At 39.1% G+C, this 22,268-nt stretch carries 18 protein-coding genes; 15 read left to right on the top strand and 3 right to left on the bottom strand.

Annotation, left to right across the window (positions count from 1 at the left end):
• The first annotated feature begins 8 nt into the window (after positions 1–8).
• Positions 9–764 (top strand): Nif3-like dinuclear metal center hexameric protein, encoded by a 756-nt coding sequence (locus Q1K78_RS09590; RefSeq protein WP_300177425.1) that lies wholly within the window; start codon positions 9–11, stop codon positions 762–764.
• A 108-nt stretch (positions 765–872) separates the two neighbouring features.
• Here Q1K78_RS09590 and Q1K78_RS09585 read toward each other — a convergent pair whose 3' ends face one another.
• Positions 873–2,162 (bottom strand): citrate synthase, encoded by a 1,290-nt coding sequence (locus tag Q1K78_RS09585; RefSeq protein ID WP_300177424.1) that lies wholly within the window; start codon positions 2,160–2,162, stop codon positions 873–875.
• Between the two features lie 392 nt (positions 2,163–2,554).
• On the opposite strand from Q1K78_RS09585, the gene sdhC reads away from it, so the two are divergent.
• The 10 genes from sdhC to Q1K78_RS09535 all read left to right on the top strand — a co-directional run bounded on the left by sdhC (position 2,555) and on the right by Q1K78_RS09535 (position 13,987).
• A complete protein-coding gene (gene sdhC / locus Q1K78_RS09580; RefSeq protein ID WP_300177447.1) occupies positions 2,555–2,950 on the top strand; it encodes a succinate dehydrogenase cytochrome b556 subunit in 396 nt (131 codons plus the stop codon).
• Positions 2,944–3,291 carry a succinate dehydrogenase, hydrophobic membrane anchor protein gene (gene sdhD / locus Q1K78_RS09575; protein WP_300177423.1) on the top strand — a complete coding sequence of 116 codons (348 nt, stop codon included), beginning with the start codon at positions 2,944–2,946 and terminating at the stop codon, positions 3,289–3,291. Before sdhC ends, sdhD begins: the two co-directional genes overlap by 7 nt.
• Positions 3,291–5,057, top strand: a complete 1,767-nt coding sequence (gene sdhA / locus Q1K78_RS09570) for a succinate dehydrogenase flavoprotein subunit (RefSeq protein WP_300177422.1) — start codon at positions 3,291–3,293, stop codon at positions 5,055–5,057. Before sdhD ends, sdhA begins: the two co-directional genes overlap by 1 nt.
• Positions 5,058–5,071: 14 nt before the next feature.
• The gene (locus Q1K78_RS09565; RefSeq protein ID WP_300177421.1) at positions 5,072–5,785 is read left to right on the top strand and encodes a succinate dehydrogenase iron-sulfur subunit; all 714 of its coding nucleotides are present in this window, start codon (positions 5,072–5,074) and stop codon (positions 5,783–5,785) included.
• A 121-nt stretch (positions 5,786–5,906) separates the two neighbouring features.
• A complete protein-coding gene (sucA, locus tag Q1K78_RS09560; protein WP_300177420.1) occupies positions 5,907–8,723 on the top strand; it encodes a 2-oxoglutarate dehydrogenase E1 component in 2,817 nt (938 codons plus the stop codon).
• A gap of 19 nt (positions 8,724–8,742) precedes the next feature.
• A complete protein-coding gene (gene odhB, locus Q1K78_RS09555; protein ID WP_300177419.1) occupies positions 8,743–9,954 on the top strand; it encodes a 2-oxoglutarate dehydrogenase complex dihydrolipoyllysine-residue succinyltransferase in 1,212 nt (403 codons plus the stop codon).
• A gap of 152 nt (positions 9,955–10,106) precedes the next feature.
• A complete protein-coding gene (sucC, locus tag Q1K78_RS09550) occupies positions 10,107–11,273 on the top strand; it encodes an ADP-forming succinate--CoA ligase subunit beta (protein ID WP_300177418.1) in 1,167 nt (388 codons plus the stop codon).
• A complete protein-coding gene (gene sucD, locus Q1K78_RS09545) occupies positions 11,273–12,145 on the top strand; it encodes a succinate--CoA ligase subunit alpha (protein WP_300177417.1) in 873 nt (290 codons plus the stop codon). The genes sucC and sucD overlap by 1 nt, the downstream gene beginning before the upstream one ends.
• 231 nt (positions 12,146–12,376) lie before the next feature.
• Positions 12,377–13,048: a cache domain-containing protein gene (locus Q1K78_RS09540; protein WP_300177415.1), complete on the top strand. Its 672-nt coding sequence runs from the start codon at positions 12,377–12,379 to the stop codon at positions 13,046–13,048.
• Positions 13,049–13,081: 33 nt separating this feature from the next.
• Positions 13,082–13,987, top strand: a complete 906-nt coding sequence (locus Q1K78_RS09535; RefSeq protein WP_300177413.1) for a methyl-accepting chemotaxis protein — start codon at positions 13,082–13,084, stop codon at positions 13,985–13,987.
• Positions 13,988–14,067: 80 nt separating this feature from the next.
• Here the strand turns inward: Q1K78_RS09535 and znuB are convergent, their stop codons facing one another.
• Together znuB and znuC are read right to left on the bottom strand one after the other, a co-directional pair.
• Positions 14,068–14,853: a zinc ABC transporter permease subunit ZnuB gene (gene znuB / locus Q1K78_RS09530; protein ID WP_300177411.1), complete on the bottom strand. Its 786-nt coding sequence runs from the start codon at positions 14,851–14,853 to the stop codon at positions 14,068–14,070.
• Positions 14,850–15,620, bottom strand: coding sequence for a zinc ABC transporter ATP-binding protein ZnuC (znuC, locus tag Q1K78_RS09525; RefSeq protein ID WP_300177410.1), 771 nt, complete (start codon positions 15,618–15,620; stop codon positions 14,850–14,852). Before znuC ends, znuB begins: the two co-directional genes overlap by 4 nt.
• A gap of 88 nt (positions 15,621–15,708) precedes the next feature.
• On the opposite strand from znuC, the gene znuA reads away from it, so the two are divergent.
• From znuA to Q1K78_RS09505, 4 genes are all read left to right on the top strand, one after another.
• The gene (gene znuA, locus Q1K78_RS09520) at positions 15,709–16,593 is read left to right on the top strand and encodes a zinc ABC transporter substrate-binding protein ZnuA (protein ID WP_300177407.1); all 885 of its coding nucleotides are present in this window, start codon (positions 15,709–15,711) and stop codon (positions 16,591–16,593) included.
• Positions 16,590–17,930, top strand: coding sequence for a murein DD-endopeptidase MepM (gene mepM / locus Q1K78_RS09515; protein ID WP_300177445.1), 1,341 nt, complete (start codon positions 16,590–16,592; stop codon positions 17,928–17,930). The genes znuA and mepM overlap by 4 nt, the downstream gene beginning before the upstream one ends.
• Before the next feature lie 173 nt (positions 17,931–18,103).
• Entirely contained in the window at positions 18,104–21,511 is a 3,408-nt protein-coding gene (locus tag Q1K78_RS09510; protein WP_300177404.1) for a helix-turn-helix domain-containing protein, read from the top strand.
• Positions 21,512–22,040: 529 nt separating this feature from the next.
• Positions 22,041–22,268, top strand: a complete 228-nt coding sequence (locus Q1K78_RS09505) for a FeoA family protein (protein ID WP_012550767.1) — start codon at positions 22,041–22,043, stop codon at positions 22,266–22,268.

The raw sequence follows: 22,268 nt of genomic DNA, 5'->3' as shown, positions 1-22,268 counted from the left end.
CATTGACAATGAATAATTTTCAGTTAGAACAACTATTAAATAAAGAATTAAAACCCCAACTTATCAAAGATTACTGTCCTAATGGACTTCAAGTTGAGGGAAAAAATGAAGTAAAGAAAATAATTACAGGTGTAACGGCTTCTCAAGCTCTTATTGACGTTGCAATCGAAAGAAAGGCTGATGCATTATTAGTTCATCATGGTTATTTTTGGAAAGGTGAGAGTGAATCGATTAAGGGAATGAAAGGTAATCGTATTCGTTCTTTAATTAAAAATGACATTAATCTATTGGCTTATCATCTTCCTTTAGATATTCATCCTACGCTTGGTAATAATGCTGAATTAGCCCGTCTTTTTTCGATTGTAAATGTAGAAGGCTTAGAGCCGACGCCTCAATCTATTGCAATGAAAGGGGAATTTGAAACTGTATTATCTGGGGAAGAGTTGAATTTAAGGATCAGTCAAATACTGAACCGTGAACCTCTACATATTTCCCCTGATGTCAATAAAGACATTAAAACGGTGGCTTGGTGTTCTGGTGGTGGGCAAGATTATATTGAATTGGCTGCTCAGCAGGGAATTGATGCGTTTATCTCTGGTGAAATATCAGAAAGAACCACTTATATTGCACGTGAATTAGGCATTCATTATTTTGCAGCTGGTCATCATGCAACAGAGCGTTATGGCGTTAAAGCTCTAGGTGAGTGGTTAGAAAAAGAACATGGATTTAATGTAGAGTTTATTGATATTGATAATCCAGTTTAAGTGTTTCAATACTTCTTATCGTTATGAATACGTAATAAAAAAGGTTGATGCATGAGCATTAACCTTTTTTGTTTATACGTCTAATTAATTACATTGGTATAATTAGCGTTATTCACGTTCATGAAGTGGTTTAAATTCACGAAGTTCTTCACCAGTGTAAAGCTGGCGAGGACGACCGATACGGTTGTTTGGATCACTATGCATTTCGCTCCAGTGTGCAATCCAACCTACAGTACGAGACATCGCAAAGATAACAGTAAACATAGAAACAGGAATACCAATTGCTTTTAAAATAATACCTGAGTAGAAATCTACATTTGGATACAGCTTTTTAGATACGAAGTATTCATCAGACAAAGCAATACGTTCAAGTTCCATTGCTACGTCTAATAGCGGATCTTTAATGTTTAGCTCTTTCAATACGTCATGGCATGCTTCGCGCATTACCGTTGCTCGTGGGTCATAGTTTTTGTAAACACGGTGACCAAAGCCCATTAGACGGAATGGGTCTTCTTTATCCTTCGCTTTTGCAACGTATTCATCAATGTTATCAAGAGAGCCAATCTCTTCTAGCATACGTAAACACGCTTCATTTGCACCGCCGTGAGCAGGCCCCCATAAAGATGCAATACCAGCAGCAATACAAGCAAATGGGTTAGCACCAGAAGAACCGGCTAAACGTACTGTTGATGTTGATGCGTTTTGCTCGTGATCTGCATGTAACGTAAAGATTTTATCCATTGCACGGGCAACAACTGGGTTTACTTCATACTCTTCACATGGATTTGCAAACATCATGTGTAAGAAGTTTTCTGCGTAAGTTAGATCATTACGTGGGTAGACAAAAGGTTGACCAATTGAATACTTGTAACACATTGCAGAAAGTGTTGGCATTTTTGAAAGTAGTCTAAATGCGGCAATTTCACGGTGTTCATCGTTATTTACATCAAGTGAATCATGATAGAAGGCAGCTAAGGCTCCAACCACTCCACACATTACCGCCATTGGGTGAGCATCACGACGGAAGCCGTGGAAGAAACTTGAAATCTGCTCGTGAACCATAGTATGGCGAGTCACAATATCTTTGAACGTTTCGTATTCATCACGATTTGGTGCTTGACCATTTAGAAGGATGTAACAAACCTCTAAGTAATCTGCATTATTCGCTAATTGGTCGATAGGAAAGCCACGGTGTAATAGAACACCTTTATCACCATCGATGTATGTTATTTGAGACTCACAAGATGCAGTGGCAAGGAAACCAGGGTCAAAGGTAAAGTAACCACTTGCTCCTAATTTACGCACATCAATCACTTCAGGACCAATTGTGCCCTCCATTATAGGCATGTCTACTGGCGCTTGACCTTCAATATGAAGTGTCGCCTTTTTATCTGCCATAACATTCTCCTTTTGTTATATTTTTATTATATCCCGGATATGAGAGTGACAACTTTGTACCCATTACACGGGCTAATGTCAATTTTTGTGCGCTTATGTGTGCACTTGTTTATATTTTTAATGAAAAAAAAGTTAATTTTCTGTGGTGTGATGTAGATGTTATTTATGCGTTTGTAATCAGATGTGTCACATCGTATACTGCGGCTGAGTTTCTGTTCTGTCCCTTATATTATATAGGGTTACCGTGATTTTCATCTACTTAAAAATAGAGTTTTATTTGTTAAATGACTCACATAAAGAGATGTTGCTCACAATGAAAGTTGTGAAAATGTTAATTCTCGCTAGCTTTTGATAGAACAGAGGTATCTATAACAATAAAATGCTCAATGGAGCTGAGTGAGCCCCTTGTGAAAGTTAAAAAGTCAAGACCTGTCAACTTAGACCTACAAACGATCCGTTTTCCATTAACGGCTATCGCCTCAATTTTGCATCGCGTAAGTGGTGTGATTACTTTTGTTTCTGTTGGAATACTGCTTTGGTTGCTCAACCTATCGCTTTCTTCACCTATTGGATTCGCACAAGCCGCTGATTATATCGATGGTTTTTTTGTGACGTTCATTATGTGGGGAATTCTGACTGCGCTTGCTTATCATATTGTGGTTGGTATTCGTCATTTATTGATGGATATGGGCTATTTTGAAGAGTTAGAGTCAGGTACCCAAAGTGCTAAAGTTGCGTTTGCAATTACAGCGGTATTATCTCTTTTAGCAGGAGTATTGGTATGGTAGCTAACGTATCTTCCTTTGGTCGTAACGGCGTGCACGATTTTATTTTAATTCGTGCTAGCGCGATCATTCTTACCTTCTACACATTATACATTGTTGGCTTCTGTGCATTTGGCCCAGATCTGACGTACCTATCATGGACAAACTTCTTTGGCGGTTTGTTTACAAAAGTGTTTACGATGTTGGCGCTTCTTTCCATATTAATTCATGCATGGATTGGTTTATGGCAAGTACTCACTGATTACATTAAACCTATGTTGTTGCGTGCTCTGCTTCAATTGGGCTTAGTGTGTGTACTTTTAGGATATTTCTTCTCTGGTTTAGTTATTGTGTGGGGTGTGTAGTGAGTATTGCTGTTAGAGAATTTGATACCGTAGTGATCGGTGCAGGTGGTGCAGGTATGCGAGCTGCGCTGCAAATTTCAGAACAAGGCCTATCATGTGCTTTGTTATCAAAAGTATTTCCAACTCGTTCTCATACTGTATCTGCTCAAGGTGGCATTACTGTTGCTCTTGGTAATGCACACGAGGATCATTGGGAACAACACATGTACGATACAGTAAAAGGCTCTGATTATATTGGAGACCAAGATGCAATCGAATACATGTGCAAGAATGGGCCTGAGTCTGTTATTGAATTAGAAAAAATGGGCTTACCGTTTTCTCGTTTTGACGATGGTACTATTTATCAACGTCCATTTGGTGGTCAATCTAAGAATTTTGGTGGTGAGCAAGCCGCACGAACAGCAGCAGCAGCAGACCGTACTGGGCACGCCTTGCTTCATACGTTATACCAACAAAATATTAAGCACAAAACGACGATTTTTTCTGAGTGGTATGCGCTTGACCTTGTTAAAAATGAAGACGGTGCCATTTTAGGCTGTACCGCGCTTTGTATGGAAACAGGGGAGATTTGTTACTTTAAATCGAAAGCAACCATTCTTGCTACTGGTGGTGCTGGTCGTATTTACGCGTCAACAACTAATGCGCACATCAATACCGGTGATGGTGTTGGTATGGCGATCCGTGCTGGCGTTCCAATGCAAGATATTGAAATGTGGCAATTCCACCCGACAGGTATTGCAGGGGCAGGCGTTCTTGTTACTGAAGGCTGTCGTGGTGAAGGTGGTTATCTTCTAAATAAAGATGGTGAACGCTTCATGGAGCGCTATGCTCCAAACGCGAAAGACCTAGCAGGCCGTGACGTTGTTGCACGTTCAATGATGGTCGAAATCCGTGAAGGTCGTGGTTGTGACGGTCCTTGGGGTCCTCATATTAAGCTTAAATTGGATCACCTAGGTAAAGAAACGCTTGAATCTCGTTTACCTGGTGTGTGTGAGTTGTCTCGTACCTTTGCTCACGTAGATCCAGTAAAAGAACCAATCCCAGTAATTCCTACTTGTCATTACATGATGGGTGGCGTACCAACACAAGTGTCTGGTCAAGCTATTAAGCAAGACGATTCTGGTGCTGATGTTGAAATCCAAGGTTTATTTGCTTGTGGTGAAATTGCGTCAGTATCTGTTCATGGTGCGAACCGTTTAGGTGGTAATTCACTGCTTGATTTAGTGGTATTTGGTCGTGCAACAGGCTTACATTTAGGTGAAACCCTGAAAAAGCAAACTGAAGCTAAACCTGCTACTGAAGCGGATATTGAAGCTTCTCTTGAGCGTTACAATCGCTGGGAGAACAGTACAGGCGGTGAAGACCCAGTACAAATTCGTAAAGATCTACAACAGTGTATGCAAAACAACTTCTCGGTATTCCGTGAAGGTGATGCAATGGCAAAAGGCCTCGAAGAACTAAAAGTAATTCGTGAACGTCTGAAAAATGCCTACCTTGCTGATAAATCAACGGAATTTAACACGCAACGTATTGAGTGTTTAGAGCTAGAAAACTTGATGGAAACAGCATTTGCAACCGCTGTGGCAGCAAACTATCGTACAGAAAGTCGTGGTGCGCATGCTCGTTTTGACTTCCCTGATCGTGATGATGCTAATTGGCTATGTCATTCAGTGTATAACCCTGAGACAGAATCGATGACCAAGCGTGGTGTAAACATGGAACCTATCCATCGTGAAGCATTTCCACCTAAAGCACGTACGTACTAAGAGAGGGCAGAAAGATGAAATTAAATTTTTCAATCTATCGTTACAATCCAGATGTAGATAATGCTCCTCATATGAAGGCGTATACGTTAGAAGTGGAAGAAGGCTCGGATATGATGGTGTTAGATGCACTTATCTTATTAAAAGAGCAAGATCCTACCTTATCATTCCGCCGCTCATGTCGTGAAGGCGTATGTGGTTCTGATGGTTTGAACATGAACGGTAAAAATGGATTGGCTTGTATCACCTCATTATCTGAGTTAATTGGTAAAGGTGATCTTGTTATTCGTCCATTACCTGGTTTACCTGTTGTTCGAGACCTGATTGTCGATATGGCACAGTTCTATGAAAATTATGAAAAAGTAAAACCGTTCTTAATCAGCGATGGTGCAACGCCTCCTTCAAGAGAAAACCTACAATCTCCTGAAGAGCGTGAGCACTTAGATGGGTTGTATGAGTGTATTATGTGTGCGTGTTGTACAACTTCGTGCCCATCATTCTGGTGGAACCCTGATAAATTTATCGGACCAGCAGGGCTGCTTGCAGCGTACCGTTGGTTAATTGATAGTCGTGATACGGCAACAAATGAACGTTTGTCTAATTTAGACGATGCATTCAGTGTTTTTCGTTGCCATGGCATAATGAATTGTGTAAGTGTATGTCCTAAGGGGTTAAACCCAACAAAAGCCATTGGTCATATTAAGACCATGCTATTGAAAAAAGCGGTATAGCCATACACCCTCAACTTACTGATTGATCTAGTAAATGTTATTAGACAGTGAGTAAGTTGAAGTTTATAAGCCCGGCCAAAAGACCGGGATAGACGTGAAACTACTGGATTAAGGGAAAATAATGCAGAATAGCGTGATGAAGGCATGGTTTGAGTCTTCACATTTAGCTGGCGCTAATGCAACGTACGTGGAAGATCTCTACGAACTCTATCTCAGTGACCCGGAAATCGTTAGCGATGAATGGAGAGAAGTTTTTGATACACTTCCAGTTGAAAATACTGGTGTATCTGAGCAGGCCCATTCCCCTGTACGAGAATATTTCCGTCGTCTTGCGAAAGAAACAAAGCAAGTTAGTGCTCAAGTTAATGATCCAGATGTAGATGCTAAGCAAGTAAGAGTATTGCAATTAATTAATGCATACCGTTTTCGTGGTCACCAAAATGCGAATTTAGACCCATTAGCACTACAGCTGCATGAATATGTTGCAGAGTTAGATCCTGCTTTTCATAATCTAACCGATGATGATTTTTTAGAAACGTTTAATGTCGGCTCTTTTGCTTTAGGGCAAGAGACAATGAAACTTTCTGAACTGTATGAAGCACTACGTGGCACTTATTGTGGCTCTATTGGTGCTGAGTACATGCACATTACCAACACAGAAGAAAAACGTTGGATCCAACAGCGTTTAGAATCAGTGGCAGGCAAGCCAACATTTACTGCTCAAGAAAAACTGACTTTTCTTGAAGAGTTGACTGCTGCCGAAGGGCTAGAACGATACCTAGGTGCAAAATTCCCAGGCGCTAAACGATTCTCATTGGAAGGTGGCGATGCCATGGTTCCGATGGTGAAGGAACTTATCCGTCGTGCTGGTGAAAATGGTGGCCGTGAAGTCGTGATCGGTATGGCTCACCGCGGGCGTTTGAATATGTTAATCAATGTCCTTGGTAAAAAACCTCAAGACTTATTCGATGAATTTGCTGGTAAACACGGCGAATCATGGGGTACTGGTGATGTGAAATATCATCAAGGTTTCTCTTCTGATTTTGCGACATCAGGCGGTAATGTTCATCTAGCCTTAGCGTTTAACCCTTCTCATCTTGAAATTGTTAATCCCGTTGTTATTGGTTCAGTACGTGCTCGTCAAGACCGTTTAAATGATGCAGCAGGTGACAAAGTCATTCCAATTACTATTCATGGTGATTCAGCTATTGCTGGGCAAGGCGTGGTGGCTGAAACATTCAATATGTCTCAGGCTCGTGCATTCCATGTCGGTGGTACGATTCGTATCGTTATTAATAACCAAGTTGGTTTTACTACATCGAATCCGAAAGACATGCGTTCAACGCAGTATTGTACCGATATTGCTAAAATGGTTCAGGCTCCGATTTTCCATGTTAATGCGGATGATCCTGAAGCCGTTGCTTTTGTTACTCGCATTGCTCTTGATTATCGTAATGAATTTAAACGCGATGTTGTGATTGATTTAGTTTGTTATCGTCGTCACGGTCATAACGAAGCTGATGAACCAAACGCAACTCAACCATTGATGTATCAAAAAATCAAAAAGCACCCAACACCTCGTAAGTTGTATGCTGATACTTTAATTGAGCGTCAAGATCTTGAATTGGAAACAACCACGCAGCTAATTAATGAATATCGTGATGCTTTAGATCATGGTGAAGTCGTAGTGAAAGAATGGCGTCCAATGCAGCTGCATAATGTTGATTGGACTCCATTTATTGGTCATGAGTGGAATATGGAGTGGGCTAATCAGTTTGATAAAGGTCGCTTAGTCGAACTTGGTCAACGTATTTGTCAGTACCCAGAAAGCCATAAATTACACAGTCGTGTAAATAAAATGTGTAATGACCGTATCTCTATGGTCGCTGGTGAAAAAGCAATTGATTGGGGTATGGCAGAAACGTTAGCGTATGCAACTCTAGTTGATGAAGGTAAGCGAATTCGTATTACAGGCCAAGATTCTGGTCGTGGTACCTTCTTCCATCGTCATGCGGTACTTCACAATCAATCAGACGCGAGCACTTATGTACCTCTAGCTAACATTCATGATAAGCAAGGTCCATTTGAAGTGCATGACTCTGTATTATCAGAAGCGGCAGTACTTGCGTTCGAATATGGTTATGCAACGGCTGAACCGGGTGGTTTAACCATTTGGGAAGCGCAATTTGGTGATTTTGCCAACTGTGCACAAGTCGTTATTGATCAGTTCATTTCATCGGGTGAGCAAAAATGGGGCCGTATGTGTGGTCTTACTATGCTATTACCTCATGGTTATGAAGGCCAAGGTCCAGAGCATTCATCTGCACGACTTGAGCGTTTCTTGCAAATGTGTGCTGAACAGAATATGCAAGTTGTTGTTCCATCAACACCTGCACAGGTGTATCACATGCTTCGTCGCCAAGTGATTCGTCCTATGCGTCGACCATTAATCGTGATGTCACCAAAATCATTACTGCGTCATCCTCTGTGTACATCGTCGCTGGAAGAGCTTGCAGAAGGTAACTTCCAGCCTGCGATTCCAGAAATTGATGTATTGGATCCAGCACAAGTTAAACGTGTCGTTTTCTGTTCAGGTAAGGTGTATTTTGACCTACTAGAACAGCGTCGTATGAATGAACAGAATGATGTTGCTATTGTTCGAATTGAACAGCTTTACCCATTCCCTAAAGAAGAAGTAGAAGCCGCTATCGCACAATATACGAATGTAGTGGATTATGTTTGGTGTCAAGAAGAGCCTCAAAACCAGGGTGCTTGGTACTCTAGTCAACATAACTTCCGTTCTGCATTGCCTGATAATGCACTCTTACATTATGCAGGACGTCCAGCGTCTGCCTCTCCGGCAGTTGGCTATATGTCAGTGCACGTGAAACAACAGAAAGCGTTAGTTGAAGACGCTCTTACCCTAGATAAGAACTAGAAAGTATAGGAAAACGGATATGACAATCGAAATTCTGGTTCCAGATTTACCTGAATCTGTAGCAGACGCTACTGTAGCAACATGGCATAAACAACCTGGTGATACAGTTGAGCGTGACGAAATACTTGTAGATATTGAAACGGATAAAGTAGTGCTTGAAGTGCCAGCTCCAGAAGCCGGTATACTAGAAGCTATTTTAGAAGTAGAAGGTGCAACGGTACTTTCTAAGCAGCTACTTGCTAAAATCAAACCGGGCGCTGTTGTTGGTGAGCCAACAAAAGATGTGACAAATGAGACGGAGTCTTCTCCTGATAAGCGTCATACCGCTTCTTTATCTGAAGAGAGCAACGATGCCTTGAGCCCTGCGGTTCGTCGTCTTCTCGGTGAGCATGATATTGCTCCTTCTGATGTAAAAGGCACAGGTGTTGGTGGTCGAATTACTCGTGAAGACGTTGATGCTCATGTTGCCGCGTTAAAGGCAGCACCAAAAGCTGAAAAATCAACGGATAAACCGTCAGAAGCACTTGCTCATCGTAGCCAAAAGCGCGTACCAATGACTCGTCTTCGTAAAACAGTAGCAAGACGTTTATTGGAAGCGAAAAACAGCACGGCAATGCTAACGACGTTTAATGAAGTAAACATGAAACCAATCATGGAACTTCGTAAACAGTATCAAGAGCAGTTTGAAAAGCGTCACGGCACTCGTTTAGGTTTCATGTCTTTCTATGTGAAAGCGGTAACTGAAGCACTTAAACGCTACCCTGAAGTGAACGCATCCATTGATGGTGATGATATTATTTATCATAACTATTTTGATATTAGCATGGCGGTATCTACGCCACGTGGTTTAGTGACTCCAGTACTAAAAGACTGTGATGCACTTGGTTTTGCTGATATTGAAAAAGGCATTAAAGAACTGGCGATTAAAGGTCGTGATGGCAAACTAGCAGTTGAAGACTTAATCGGTGGTAACTTTACTATCACTAATGGTGGTGTATTTGGTTCGCTTATGTCGACGCCAATTATCAACCCACCACAAGCGGCAATTTTAGGTATGCACAAAATCCAAGACCGCCCAATGGCTGTTAATGGAAAGGTAGAAATACTGCCAATGATGTACCTTGCTTTATCTTATGACCACCGTTTAATCGATGGTCGTGAATCAGTAGGTTTCTTAGTAACTATTAAAGAGTTACTTGAAGATCCTGCTCGCTTACTACTAGACGTTTAGTCATAAATATCTAGAAATAAACAAAGGCTACTATGCTCACGGTAGCCTCTTATTCAACTTCATTATTGGATAAAAATAGAAAGATGCCTTAGAGCGTCTTAGGACATTAAAAATTCCCATCAAAGGGAATAACATAAAATGGATAGAACATAATGAACCTACATGAATATCAAGCAAAGCAACTCTTTGCAGAGTACGGCCTTCCTGTACCTGAAGGTTACGCATGTGATACGGCTCAAGAAGCTTTTGAAGCGGCAGGACGTATCAGTACTGCAAAAAAAGTGGTTAAGTGTCAAGTTCACGCTGGTGGTCGCGGTAAAGCGGGCGGTGTTGAACTGCATGATACAAAAGAAGGTGTAAAAGAATTCGCTCAAAAGTGGCTAGGTAAAAATCTAGTGACTTTCCAAACGGATGCTAAAGGCCAGCCAGTAACTAAAGTTTTGGTTGAAGAAGCATCAAATATTGCAAACGAATTATATCTAGGTGCGGTTGTTGACCGTGCTACGCGTCGTATCGTTTTCATGGCATCGACTGAAGGTGGTGTGGATATTGAGAAGATTGCAGAAGAAACTCCAGAGTTGATCCATCAAGCGGCGATTGATCCATTAGTTGGCCCTCAGGCTTTCCAAGGTCGTGAATTAGCATTTAAACTTGGCCTTGAAGGCGATCAAGTTAAGCAATTTGTTAAGATCTTTATAGGTCTTGGCAATATGTTTGCTGAGTATGATTTGGCTCTACTAGAAATAAACCCACTTGTAGTGACAGCAGAAGGCAATCTTCTGTGTCTGGATGGTAAAATTAACATTGATTCAAACGCAATGTACCGTCAACCAAAATTGCGTGAAATGCACGACCCATCTCAAGAAGATGAGCGCGAAGCTCATGCAGCACAATGGGAATTAAATTACGTTGCTCTAGATGGCAGCATTGGTTGTATGGTTAATGGCGCAGGCCTTGCTATGGGCACAATGGATATCGTGAATCTTCACGGTGGCCAACCTGCTAACTTCTTAGATGTTGGCGGCGGTGCAACAAAAGAGCGAGTGACAGAAGCGTTTAAGATCATCCTATCAGACAGCAATGTAAAAGCCGTTCTGGTTAACATCTTCGGTGGTATTGTACGTTGTGATCTAATTGCAGATGGCATAATTGGTGCGGTTGAAGAAGTCGGTGTAAAAGTGCCTGTTGTTGTTCGCCTTGAAGGTAATAACGCACCACTAGGTTCACAAAAACTGGCTGAAAGTGGCCTAAATATCATTGCTGCTACTTCATTAACTGAAGCGGCTGAAAAAGTTGTTGCTGCTGCGGAGGGCAAATAATGTCTGTACTAATTAATAAAGATACAAAAGTTATCTGCCAAGGCTTCACTGGTGGCCAAGGTACTTTCCACTCAGAGCAAGCGATTGATTACGGAACAAAAATGGTTGGTGGCGTATCACCAGGCAAAGGAGGTCAAGTTCATTTAGGCCTTCCAGTATTTAACACCGTTCGTGATGCAGTTGAAGCAACTGGCGCAACGGCTTCTGTTATCTATGTACCAGCACCTTTCTGTAAAGATGCGATTCTTGAAGCAATTGATGCGGGTATTAAATTAATCGTAACGATTACAGAAGGCATTCCTACTCTTGATCTTCTAGATGTTAAAGTTCGTCTAGATGCAGAAGGCGTAGTGATGATCGGTCCTAACTGTCCGGGTGTTATTACTCCTGATGAATGTAAGATTGGTATTATGCCTGGTCACATTCATAAGAAAGGTAAAGTAGGTATTGTATCTCGCTCAGGTACACTGACTTATGAAGCAGTTAAACAAACAACTGATGAAGGTTTCGGCCAATCAACGTGTGTTGGTATTGGTGGTGACCCAATACCTGGTTCAAACTTCATTGATATTCTAAAGCTATTCCAAGAAGATCCAGAGACTGAAGCAATTGTAATGATTGGTGAGATCGGTGGAACAGCGGAAGAAGAAGCTGCTGAGTACATTAAACATAATGTAACTAAACCAGTAGTGTCTTACATTGCCGGTGTTACTGCGCCTCCAGGTAAGCGCATGGGGCATGCCGGTGCAATTATCTCTGGTGGTAAAGGGACTGCGGAAGATAAGTTTGCAGCACTAGAAGCCGCGGGTGTTAAAACCGTTAAGAGCCTTGCTGATATCGGTAAAGGCTTACGGGAAGTGACTGGTTGGTAATTATTTAAATCAATAAGTTAACAGGTTTTAAGCCATTTGTAGAAATATGAATGGTTTTTTTGTATATACAGTCATTTGAAATGTTTCCTTACATTTGGCCGATTTGAAATAGGTATGATTAATAATGCTACCTCTGGTAAGGTTGGGAGCTTTTCTTTCTAAGGACATATTCAAAAAAACTCAAAGAATGACTAGCACTACTATTAATGGTTATTTAATTTGAGAATACACATGCAACTTAATACTAAATCTAAGTATGTCATCATCTATTTAATTTTTTCTGCTGCAATGTTTGGGTCTATTATTATGGGCGCATACAATGTTAGATATACATTAGAAATAAATAACGTAACACGATTAGAAAACTTACTAACAAATGCTAAAAATACCATTGCTACATTAGAGCAAAAAGTAGTTTCTGGTGAGCTGGATGAAATAAAAGCAAAAAGACTAGCTAGTGAATTGATGCAAAGCTATGCGTATTCAGATAATGAGTATATCTGGATGACGGATGAAAACTTGGTTTTTTTAGCAGCCCCTTTAGATCCTCAAATTATTGGTAAACCATTTGCTGATATTGTTAGCTCTGAAGCAAAGGTTCATATACTTAATCATTTAACGGTTGCTGGAGAGGTGATCACTTATTCTTGGTTCACGACACGAGAAAACATTACGACTGAAGTGAAGTCGATCGCTGTAAAAAGTAAAGTTTGGAATTGGTACTTAGGTAGTGGTGTTCAAGAGAAGAAAGTGAATGATACTTTCTATTCTTTTCTAATAGAAGGATTAACTATTGGTTTCATTGTTAATTTATTTATTGGTTTAGTTATGCTTTTTGCTGTTCGAAAATATAATAAGACACTAGGTAACGATCCTGAGATTATCTTAAATGTGATTGACTGAATATCTCGTGGTGATTTAAGCCATATAAATGATATGAGTTCAGAGCATGAAGGTATTTATGGTCGAGTACTTGAGATGGCAAGAAATATTAAAAAAATGGTAACAGAAATTAATCAATTAACAATAGAGTTAAGTGAATCATCTCATCGTCTATCGTCTTCTTCTCATACGATGAATGTTAGTATGAGAGCGCAAACAGATCAATTAGGCCAAGCCGCAGTCGCTACAAATCAAGTCGTTATTAGTATTGATGAGGTAACTCAAAGTGCAATTCAAGCATCAGATTCAGCATTAGATGTGAACAATACGTCAACGCACTGCATTTCGACTATTGGCAGCCTGAATAATGATATGCAGGCACTTGCTGTTAATATTAGAAATGTATCTAAGGTTATTGGTAATTTGCAGGTTAAAACGGATAATATAGGCAGTATTCTTGATGTAATTCGCAGCATTGCTGATCAAACAAACTTATTGGCATTAAATGCAGCAATTGAAGCAGCGAGAGCGGGTGAAAGTGGTAGAGGGTTTGCTGTTGTTGCGGATGAAGTTCGATTATTAGCGAGTAGAACGCAAGAGAGTACGGCTCAGATATCGACTATGATTGCCGAGTTACAAAATGAAGCAGTTACATCAGTGACTCTTATGCAAAGTAATTCAGACGATGCACATCAAATTGCAGAAAAAACAATAATAACTCAAGATACAGTGAAGTCGATTTTTGATGCTGTTTCAGTGATACAAACAATGAATAGCCAGATATCTGTATCAACAGAAGAGCAATTAGCTGCGACATCGAGCGTGAATCAACTTATTGTAGAGATTAACCGATGTGCAAAAGAAAATGCACTTGATGTTGATGCAACAGAAATGCAAGCAGAAAGATTAGGTTCAATGGCTGATAATCTAACCACTATAGTGAGTAGATTTAAAATCTAAATGGATAGATAAGAGCAATACTGTGATTGATGTATTGCTCTTTTTTATGATATAAATCCAATTAATGGTTCAGACTGGCATTAATTGGATGCTTTTTTTAGTTGGCTAAACATAAATATAGCAGCACCAGAAACAACAACAGAAGGGCCAGCAGGAGTGTCGTAATGCCATGAGAGAGCTAAACCTGCGATAACGGCGATACAACCAAATATGGAAGCAAGTAAAACCATTTGTTCAGGCGTTCGAGAAAAACGTCGAGCAGTTGCTGCGGGAATGATTAACAATGAAGTAATAATCAATGCCCCAACAAATTTCATCGAAATAGCAATAACCAATCCAACCATTAGCATTAAGACTAAACGCATTAACTCTACATTAACGCCCTCAACTTGAGCCAATTCTTCACTAATCGTCGATGACAATAGTGGTCTCCATACTATGTATATCAATCCTAAAACAATGATAACGCCTGTATAAATATAAATTAAGTCCTCATAAGTAACGGCAAGTAAATCACCAAACAAATAAGACATTAAATCTACTCGCACATTATCTAAAAAGCTAACAGCAACTAGGCCCAACGATAGGGAGCTGTGAGCCAAAATACCGAGTAAAGTGTCAGTTGCAACTAGGCGTTGTTTTTGTAATGTAACTAATAATAATGCGATGGCAACACAGCAAACAATTAAGGCAAGGTTTAGATTAATATCAAATAGAAAACCAAGTGATAATCCCAATAAAGAAGCATGAGCGAGAGTATCACCAAAATACGCCATTTTTCGCCATACAACGAAAGAACCCAATGGCCCAGCAAGTAACGCAATACCTAATCCCGCTAAAAGTGCGGGTAGTAAAAACTCAATCATGATGACGCCTTTTTATTTTTACTACAGCATGAACCGTCACTCGGTTCACCAGATAAATCATGGTCATGGCGATGATCATGATGATAGAAAGCTAATTTCTGCTCTCGTTGCTGCCCAAATAATGCAATATATTTAGGGTGTTTAGAGATAGACGCGGGAGCGCCAGAGCAGCAAATATGATGTTGAAGGCAAATCACCTCATCGGTTTTTGCCATCACAAGGTGTAGGTCATGAGAAACCATAAATACGGCACAGTTAAAACGATGACGAATTGACTCAATCAGCGCATATAAACTGATTTGACCTTGAACATCGACCCCTTGTGCTGGCTCATCAAGAACAAGTAAATCAGGACGCTGCAACAAAGCTCTAGCAAGTAGAACTCGTTGTGATTCTCCGCCAGACAGCTTATGCATGTTCGAGTGAAGTAAATGTTCAGCTTCAACTAACGTCAATGCATCAAGATGTTCTTGTTGACTGTATTTGCCTGCTAACTTTAAAAAACCTTGTACGGTTAGTGGAAGGGAGTCATTTAAATGTAATTTTTGAGGGACGTAGCCAATACGTAATTTCTTTTCTCTTTTAATCAGACCACTGGTTGGTTTTTGTAATCCGAGAATCGCTTTCACTAATGTAGATTTACCAGCACCATTAGGGCCAATTAGTGTAATGATCTTATTTGATTCAATCGATAATGACACATTATCGAGAACATGGCGGTCGTCAAAGACAACGCAGACATCTTGTAAAGTGAGTAAAGTAGTCATTTTTAAATAAGAGTCGTTTGCAATTAGTAAGTGTTATAATGTAACATTTTAGAAATCCAATCGCCATCACATTTTTTAAGAGAAGCAAATGAATAAAAAAATTCAATTTATTGTACTGGGCCTATGTACTCTCATTGGAGCTCAGGCTCAAGCTATGACGGTGTTATCTTCAGTAAAACCGATTAATTTAATCGTGCAGGAGCTGACCGATGGTGTTTCAGAATCTACCTACTTAGTACCACAAAGCGCATCTCCTCATGATTATGCATTACGCCCTTCAGATATAAAGAAAGTGAAAAAAGCAGATATGATCATTTGGTACGGAAATGATTTAGAACCTTTTTTAAGTAAAATACTAAAAGACCAAAAAAATGTAGTAACGATTAGTCAGTTTAGCTCTGTGGATTTTTTCCATTTTGACCAACACGATCATGCCGATGAAGGCGGACATCATCATAATACAGACCCGCATTTTTGGTTAGGCCCAAAGGAAACGTTAGCTGTCGCAAAAGAGATAACGATTCAATTGATTAAAATTGATCCATTGAATAAAGAGCAATATCAGTCTAATCTTGCCGTGTTTGAAAATAAGTTAACACAGGCAGTGAAGACAATTTCAGATCAATTAAAGCCAGTGCAAGACAAGGGGTACTTTGTATTTCATGACGCATATGGTTATTTTGAACGTTATTTTGGAATGAATAACTTGGGGCACTTTACGGTGAGTCCGGATAGAAAACCGGGTGCAAAATCTTTGATTAATATAAAAAAATCACTTTTAAATCAGCAAGCCGTGTGTGTCTTTTCAGAGCCTCAATTTGAGCCAGCTATTGTAACAACAATTACGAGAGGCACAGAGGTACATAAAGGTGAACTTGATCCTTTAGCTATACAGCAAACTGATGAAAAGGGTGCTTATTTTATATTTTTATCAACCATCAGTAATGAGTTATCACGTTGTCTAAGTCAATAAAATATAAAGAAGTTATCGCAGCTAGATTTGGTACGCTATCTAAAAGGCATAAGTTTGTTCTGTTGTCTTTATTCCTATTCACTTGTGCTGTTTTTATCTGGAAGCCAACACATAGCTTACAGAGCACTTCGGCTGTTTCAAATAGAAATGAAGTTTCTTTATCGAGTGGGAATCTTCAAACATTGGCAGATCAAAATAGTGAACCAGTCGGTACTATTTTTGAACCCAATGACCCTGAGTTTAACGCGCCAAAAGATGAATTAGATGAGCAATTAGCCGCTAAAGATATTCTACATTCACACACTGTAGCTTCTGGTGAAACGCTAGGCGCAATTTTTAACCAATATGCCCTGCCTATGTCTGATATGTATTCATTACTAGAAGTGAATAATTCGGCGGCAAATATGCGTGTCGGTGTTGATTTAGAATGGCAACAAGATGAAAATGGTAAATTAACAGAGCTTAAAATTCATCGAAACATTAAAGATACCGATGTTTATGCTTGGACGGGTGAAAAATACAGTTTTACCCAACAAGAAGAAGACGGTGAAATTAAACCGGTATTTCTTTCTGGAAGAGTCACCAGTAATTTCTATAATTCAGCGCGCTCAGCAGGACTAACGCCGGGTCAAATTCAAACATTGGCAAAGCAATTACAATGGAAGTTTGATTTTGGTAAAGAAGCTCGTAAAGGGGATAAGTTTGCGGTTGAAGTTGATAAAGAATTTATTGACGGCAAAGCCGTATCATCAGGCGAAGTTAAAGCGGTATTGTATGAAAATGGTGGCAGAGACATTACGTTAGTTAAGCACACTGATGGTCATTATTATGATGTTCAAGGTCGTAGCTTAAATCGAGCGTTAGAACGCTACCCAACTCATCAACGTTTTAGAATCAGCTCTTCATTTGATCCTTATCGAAAACACCCAATCACAGGGCGTGTTTCACCGCATAATGGTACTGATTTTGCTGCACCTGTAGGTACACCGGTATACGCAAGTGGTGATGGTGTTGTTGTTCGTGCATTGCATCACCCTTTAGCTGGTAATTATATCGTCATTAAGCATGGTCGAGAGTATATGACTCGCTATCTTCACCTAAGCAAAATCTTAGTGAAGAAAGGGCAGAAAATATCTATGGGCGATAAAATTGCACTAAGTGGTAATACTGGGCGTTCAACAGGGCCGCACTTGCATTATGAACTAATAAAAAATGGTCGAGCGGTAAATTCAATGAAAGTACCCTTGCCACAAGCCTCACCAGTTAAAGAGTCTGAGCGTGCGCGTTTTAAACAGCAAGCTAAGTTAACCATTGATGCACTACGTGATCAAGTGTAGATAGCGTTAAAGCATTACATTGCACTACTCTAATATCGCCCTTTCTATTTGTATAAATTAGAGAGGGCTTTTTTGTATTTAAGTACTTGGTTAATCTTATTGGTATTAATTGCTATATAGATAGAGTTTTTCTATCATGTTGATACTTTTTATTTTTATCTCAAGGCGAGTAGATGTTTTTATTCAGAATACTTATTTTAAGTATTTGCCTCTCATTTTCTACTTATACTTTATCTCGTTCAGATAATACGATTTTCTACCCCATGCCAATTCATAGTGATGGTCAATATATAACAGCTCAACAACTTTTTTTACGTGATGATGGGGCGTTATGGATGTATGACGTCTATGGACAAGTTCATCTGTTTGATGGACAGAATATGTATACATTAGGAGATAAATCAGATACTGAGTTACCTCGACGTATTGCGTTTTTTGATCATGAATTCTGGTTTATTAAAGAAAATAAAATTAATTCTTGGTCGACTGAAAAAGGATTCTCTGTGGAGTTTACTTTTCCAGAAGAGGCAGAACTTCGTAATTTAAATCAAATCAATGGTGTCTTTTGGGGAAATAGTGCTGACCGTTTTTTTGTGTATGAGCCAGAGGATCGGACTTTTTATAGCTCACTGATTAATGACTTAAATAGCAGTGTTATTCTTGATGAAATAGAAATTACCGGTGCGGTCCAAATTGATAAAAGATGGATAGTAGCCACCTCTGAGGGACTTTTTGAATTTGAACCTTCAACGGAACGTTTTTCACCTTTGTTTCTTGGTCAATATATTGATGCTATTTTTTATTCAAGAGAAAAAAATCAAATAATATTGGGAACTCATGACAGTATTTGGCAAGTCGAACTAAAAGGTAGTACCGTCGATATTCTACATAAAGTGCCTACTGATTTATCTTTATTATCTTTTGCTGAAACAAAAGAGTCGTGGTGGTTTGGTACGGAGCGCGGTCTGTTTCAGTGGATGCCAGAAAAGGAAACGTTAGCAAATTTTGAATCGGTAGTTCGTGATGATTATTCTCTTGAGGGGAATAAAATTTATGCATTATTAGCTGACAAAAATAATGGATTGTGGATAGCAACAGACAATGGAATTAGTTATTACTCAGACAGTACTCAATTATTTACTCGTGTTCGTTATAAAGAGGCGAATGGTCGATTAAATATTAATGAGATAACCTCAATTCATCAAACCTCAGTTAACGAAGCATGGATAGGATCGTCAACGGGGTTGTTTTTATTAAGTAGTGAGAGCGTTAACTTACCGATTACAAAAATAACATCTCATCACATAAATGATATTACGTCTGATGATCTGTTTGTCTGGTTAGCAACGACTTCTGGAATCTATCAAGTAGATCGAATCACAAAAAAAATCACAACACCGAAAGGACTTGAGCGATTAAAAGAGGAAAATATTACCCATAGCCTGAGGGATTCATCAGGAATATTATGGTTTTCAACGAAAAAAGGGTTATATAAATTTAATACGGTGACTGGAGGGCTTAATAACTTGGGTTTTTCATGGGCGCTAGACCAGAAATATTTAGCTAAAATCACACACTTCTATGAAAACATAAATGGTGAAATCTCCATCGGTACGAACATGGGATTATATCGCTATAAGAATGGAACACTGGTTTTTGATCATGCTTATGTGCGTGCGGGTAGCATCATTGATATGGTTGATACTGAATATAATAACTCTTGGATTGTCAGTAATTACGGTTTGCAGATCAGTGACTCCAGTGGAAATCGAAAAGATGTCGTTCTTTCAGCAGAATATACAACGCCTCATTGTGTATTATCAACAAGTAATGGCGTGTGGTTAGCATCCAGTAAGGGACTTTCCTTGTATACCCATCAAGGGCGTTTAATTAAGCATTTTGGTAGTCAGAGAGGGTTAATTAATAATGAACTGCTGCCGAATTTATGCTCCATATCGTCTAATGGCGTAATGATGTTCGCGAGTAAAGATGGTGTCTTTTTTGTTAATGAAGGTGAATTACTTAAACATCAAATAACAAAACCATATGTAGTACTTGGTCAGATCAATGTTGATCACCAAACTGTAAGCTATGGAATAAATAAAAAACTCAGTTCACCGTTACCATATGGCTCCAATATATCTTTCCTTTTTGGCGTCCTTCCTGAATTCAAAAATAAATCAGTATCTTATCAACTGTTAGGTTCTAATGATGAATCATGGCAAGACTTTGATGGTAATTCATTGATTTTTGATTCTCTGAATTCTGGTAAGTATCAATTACGTATTAAACCTAGGAGTAGTGGTCAAAGGAGCAGCAATATTACGGAGTTTCAATTTTATGTTGAAGTTCCTTGGTTTTTTGCTCCTTGGTTTATGTTCTCTTTATTTACGTTATTGATGATCACTATTATTGGTATTTATTCTTGGCGTTCTAAAGAGATAAAAAAAAGTAATGAAAAGCTGAAAAAAAGCGTAGAAATTAAGACTCAGCAGCTACAAAATCAAGGCAAGGCACTTGTTTCAAGTAATAATCAGTTGCAGAAGCTATTAACGGTTAGGCAGCATATGATTTCTGAAATTTCGGAGCAAGCACAGCAACCAATAATCGATATTCAACATGATCTACAAAAAAAATGGTCACTAACTAATTTGGCGTTAGCGAATCAGTGTGAGTGTAGTTTGGCTCTTTTAAAGCAACTTACTCATCTTGAACCGTTAGTGTTGCTTCAGAAAAATACCCGAACTAATCAAGTTCTGTCTCTTCTATTAAGGGCAGTAACAAAAGCTTGGGAAGATGAATACAATGCGAAAGGTGTTAGGCTCTGTTTAGATGACCATTCAAAAGCGTGTTCGATTTTTGTCCAGCCTTTATTGATTGATGCAATTTTTAATAATGTGCTTTTTAATTTATTAAAACGAAGTCGGTTTGGAGAGCAGGTCACGATTCGTATCGAATGCGATGAGATGAGAGTAACTACTTACTTTTTAAGTGAGGGGCTGTGTATAGAAGATAATGAACTTGATGAATTAAAGAGAGTCGATTTAACACAAATTATTGAAATGCTTAATCAAGCGTTAGGACTTTCTTCTGTTAAGCAGCTAACAGTGCAGAATGGTGGGCATTTTGAAGTAACCAAAAATAGACTCGGTGAAAATGAGATTTTCCTGTCGTGGCCAATAGCAATCGATACATTAAGCAATAAAGTACCCTTAACAAGGTTAGGTAATGGTTCGAATAATGAACCAGATAGCAATCAAGAATGGTTAATTGGTGTTTATACGGTAGTTGAAGATAATTATCGTAGTCCTGCATTTGGAACAAGAGCTGCTGCAAATGCGCTATTTATTTCAGAACGTAATTTCCAGCGAAAATTCAAGTTATTAACTAAGCGCTCATTTATAGAATATTTGACTGAGATTAAATTAGAAAAAGCGTGTGAGTTATTGATTTCCGGGCATAAAGTTGCTGATGCAGCATTTGAATCTGGCTTTAATGACCCTTCTTATTTTAGTAAGCGTTTTAAACGTCATTATGGATTATCGCCAACTCAATTTGTTAGTGAAAATGAAGGGAGTTAAATGGGGTTAATAGTTAGATAGTAATGAAAATAGAGTAGAAAAAAAGTTCGCGACGTAGCCGGGGGGACTACGTCGCGGGTACCAAAGGTACCTTCGCTTGCTGCCGAGGTGATAAGAGAAATCTCATTACCTCTATTAGAATAAAAGTTTGAGAGGTCTCCCTCTCGATGCAGATAACTATACCTCTGCCATTCTTGTTTTACATATCAAAATAACGACATTCTATAGGTACAAAAGCGACAAAGTGCATTTTCTTTAGTTAAGTTATTAATATTAATCGATTAATTTGTGTTATCGATTTTGTGTTACTTGTTAAATTATTTTGACGTCATTTTAATACCATCAATATTAACGTAATTAACAATGGCTTTTAAGTTATATCAGAGTAAGGAAGTTGCCTGTTTAACCGTGTTTATTCATGAATTTTTGTCAATTTACTGACAAAAATTGATTTAGCGCAAGATAATACGGGCTGTTAACGATAGAATGAAGCGAAATAATAATGATTCTCACTACTGTGGAGTTAGAGATGAACTTAGCGCAATTAGAAAGCGGTAAAAAAGCCGTTGTAACAGACATGTCTTTATTACCAACAGACACTAGAAAAAAATTAATGGTAATGGGTATGCTTCCACATACTGAAATATCTATATTGCGTAAGGCACCAATGGGTGACCCATTACAAATTAGTGTAAGAGGTACCTCTCTTGCCATTCGTAAAAACCTAGCAGAACAAATTACAGTTAAGGAATTATAG

Source organism: uncultured Aliivibrio sp. (assembly GCF_946479765.1).
Taxonomy (GTDB): Bacteria; Pseudomonadota; Gammaproteobacteria; order Enterobacterales; family Vibrionaceae; genus Aliivibrio.
Note: the sequence above shows the minus strand (reverse complement) of the source record. Positions and strands in the feature narration are given on the sequence as shown.

What these genes read in the sequence shown, in the direction of transcription:
- Q1K78_RS09590 (WP_300177425.1), top strand. Translation starts at nt 9, where the DNA reads ATGAATAATTTTCAGTTAGAACAACTATTAAATAAAGAATTAAAACCC.
- Q1K78_RS09585 (WP_300177424.1), bottom strand. Translation starts at nt 2,162, where the DNA reads ATGGCAGATAAAAAGGCGACACTTCATATTGAAGGTCAAGCGCCAGTA.
- sdhD (WP_300177423.1), top strand. Translation starts at nt 2,944, where the DNA reads ATGGTAGCTAACGTATCTTCCTTTGGTCGTAACGGCGTGCACGATTTT.
- Q1K78_RS09565 (WP_300177421.1), top strand. Translation starts at nt 5,072, where the DNA reads ATGAAATTAAATTTTTCAATCTATCGTTACAATCCAGATGTAGATAAT.
- sucA (WP_300177420.1), top strand. Translation starts at nt 5,907, where the DNA reads ATGCAGAATAGCGTGATGAAGGCATGGTTTGAGTCTTCACATTTAGCT.
- odhB (WP_300177419.1), top strand. Translation starts at nt 8,743, where the DNA reads ATGACAATCGAAATTCTGGTTCCAGATTTACCTGAATCTGTAGCAGAC.
- sucC (WP_300177418.1), top strand. Translation starts at nt 10,107, where the DNA reads ATGAACCTACATGAATATCAAGCAAAGCAACTCTTTGCAGAGTACGGC.
- sucD (WP_300177417.1), top strand. Translation starts at nt 11,273, where the DNA reads ATGTCTGTACTAATTAATAAAGATACAAAAGTTATCTGCCAAGGCTTC.
- Q1K78_RS09540 (WP_300177415.1), top strand. Translation starts at nt 12,377, where the DNA reads ATGCAACTTAATACTAAATCTAAGTATGTCATCATCTATTTAATTTTT.
- Q1K78_RS09535 (WP_300177413.1), top strand. Translation starts at nt 13,082, where the DNA reads ATGAGTTCAGAGCATGAAGGTATTTATGGTCGAGTACTTGAGATGGCA.
- znuB (WP_300177411.1), bottom strand. Translation starts at nt 14,853, where the DNA reads ATGATTGAGTTTTTACTACCCGCACTTTTAGCGGGATTAGGTATTGCG.
- znuC (WP_300177410.1), bottom strand. Translation starts at nt 15,620, where the DNA reads ATGACTACTTTACTCACTTTACAAGATGTCTGCGTTGTCTTTGACGAC.
- znuA (WP_300177407.1), top strand. Translation starts at nt 15,709, where the DNA reads ATGAATAAAAAAATTCAATTTATTGTACTGGGCCTATGTACTCTCATT.
- Q1K78_RS09510 (WP_300177404.1), top strand. Translation starts at nt 18,104, where the DNA reads ATGTTTTTATTCAGAATACTTATTTTAAGTATTTGCCTCTCATTTTCT.
- Q1K78_RS09505 (WP_012550767.1), top strand. Translation starts at nt 22,041, where the DNA reads ATGAACTTAGCGCAATTAGAAAGCGGTAAAAAAGCCGTTGTAACAGAC.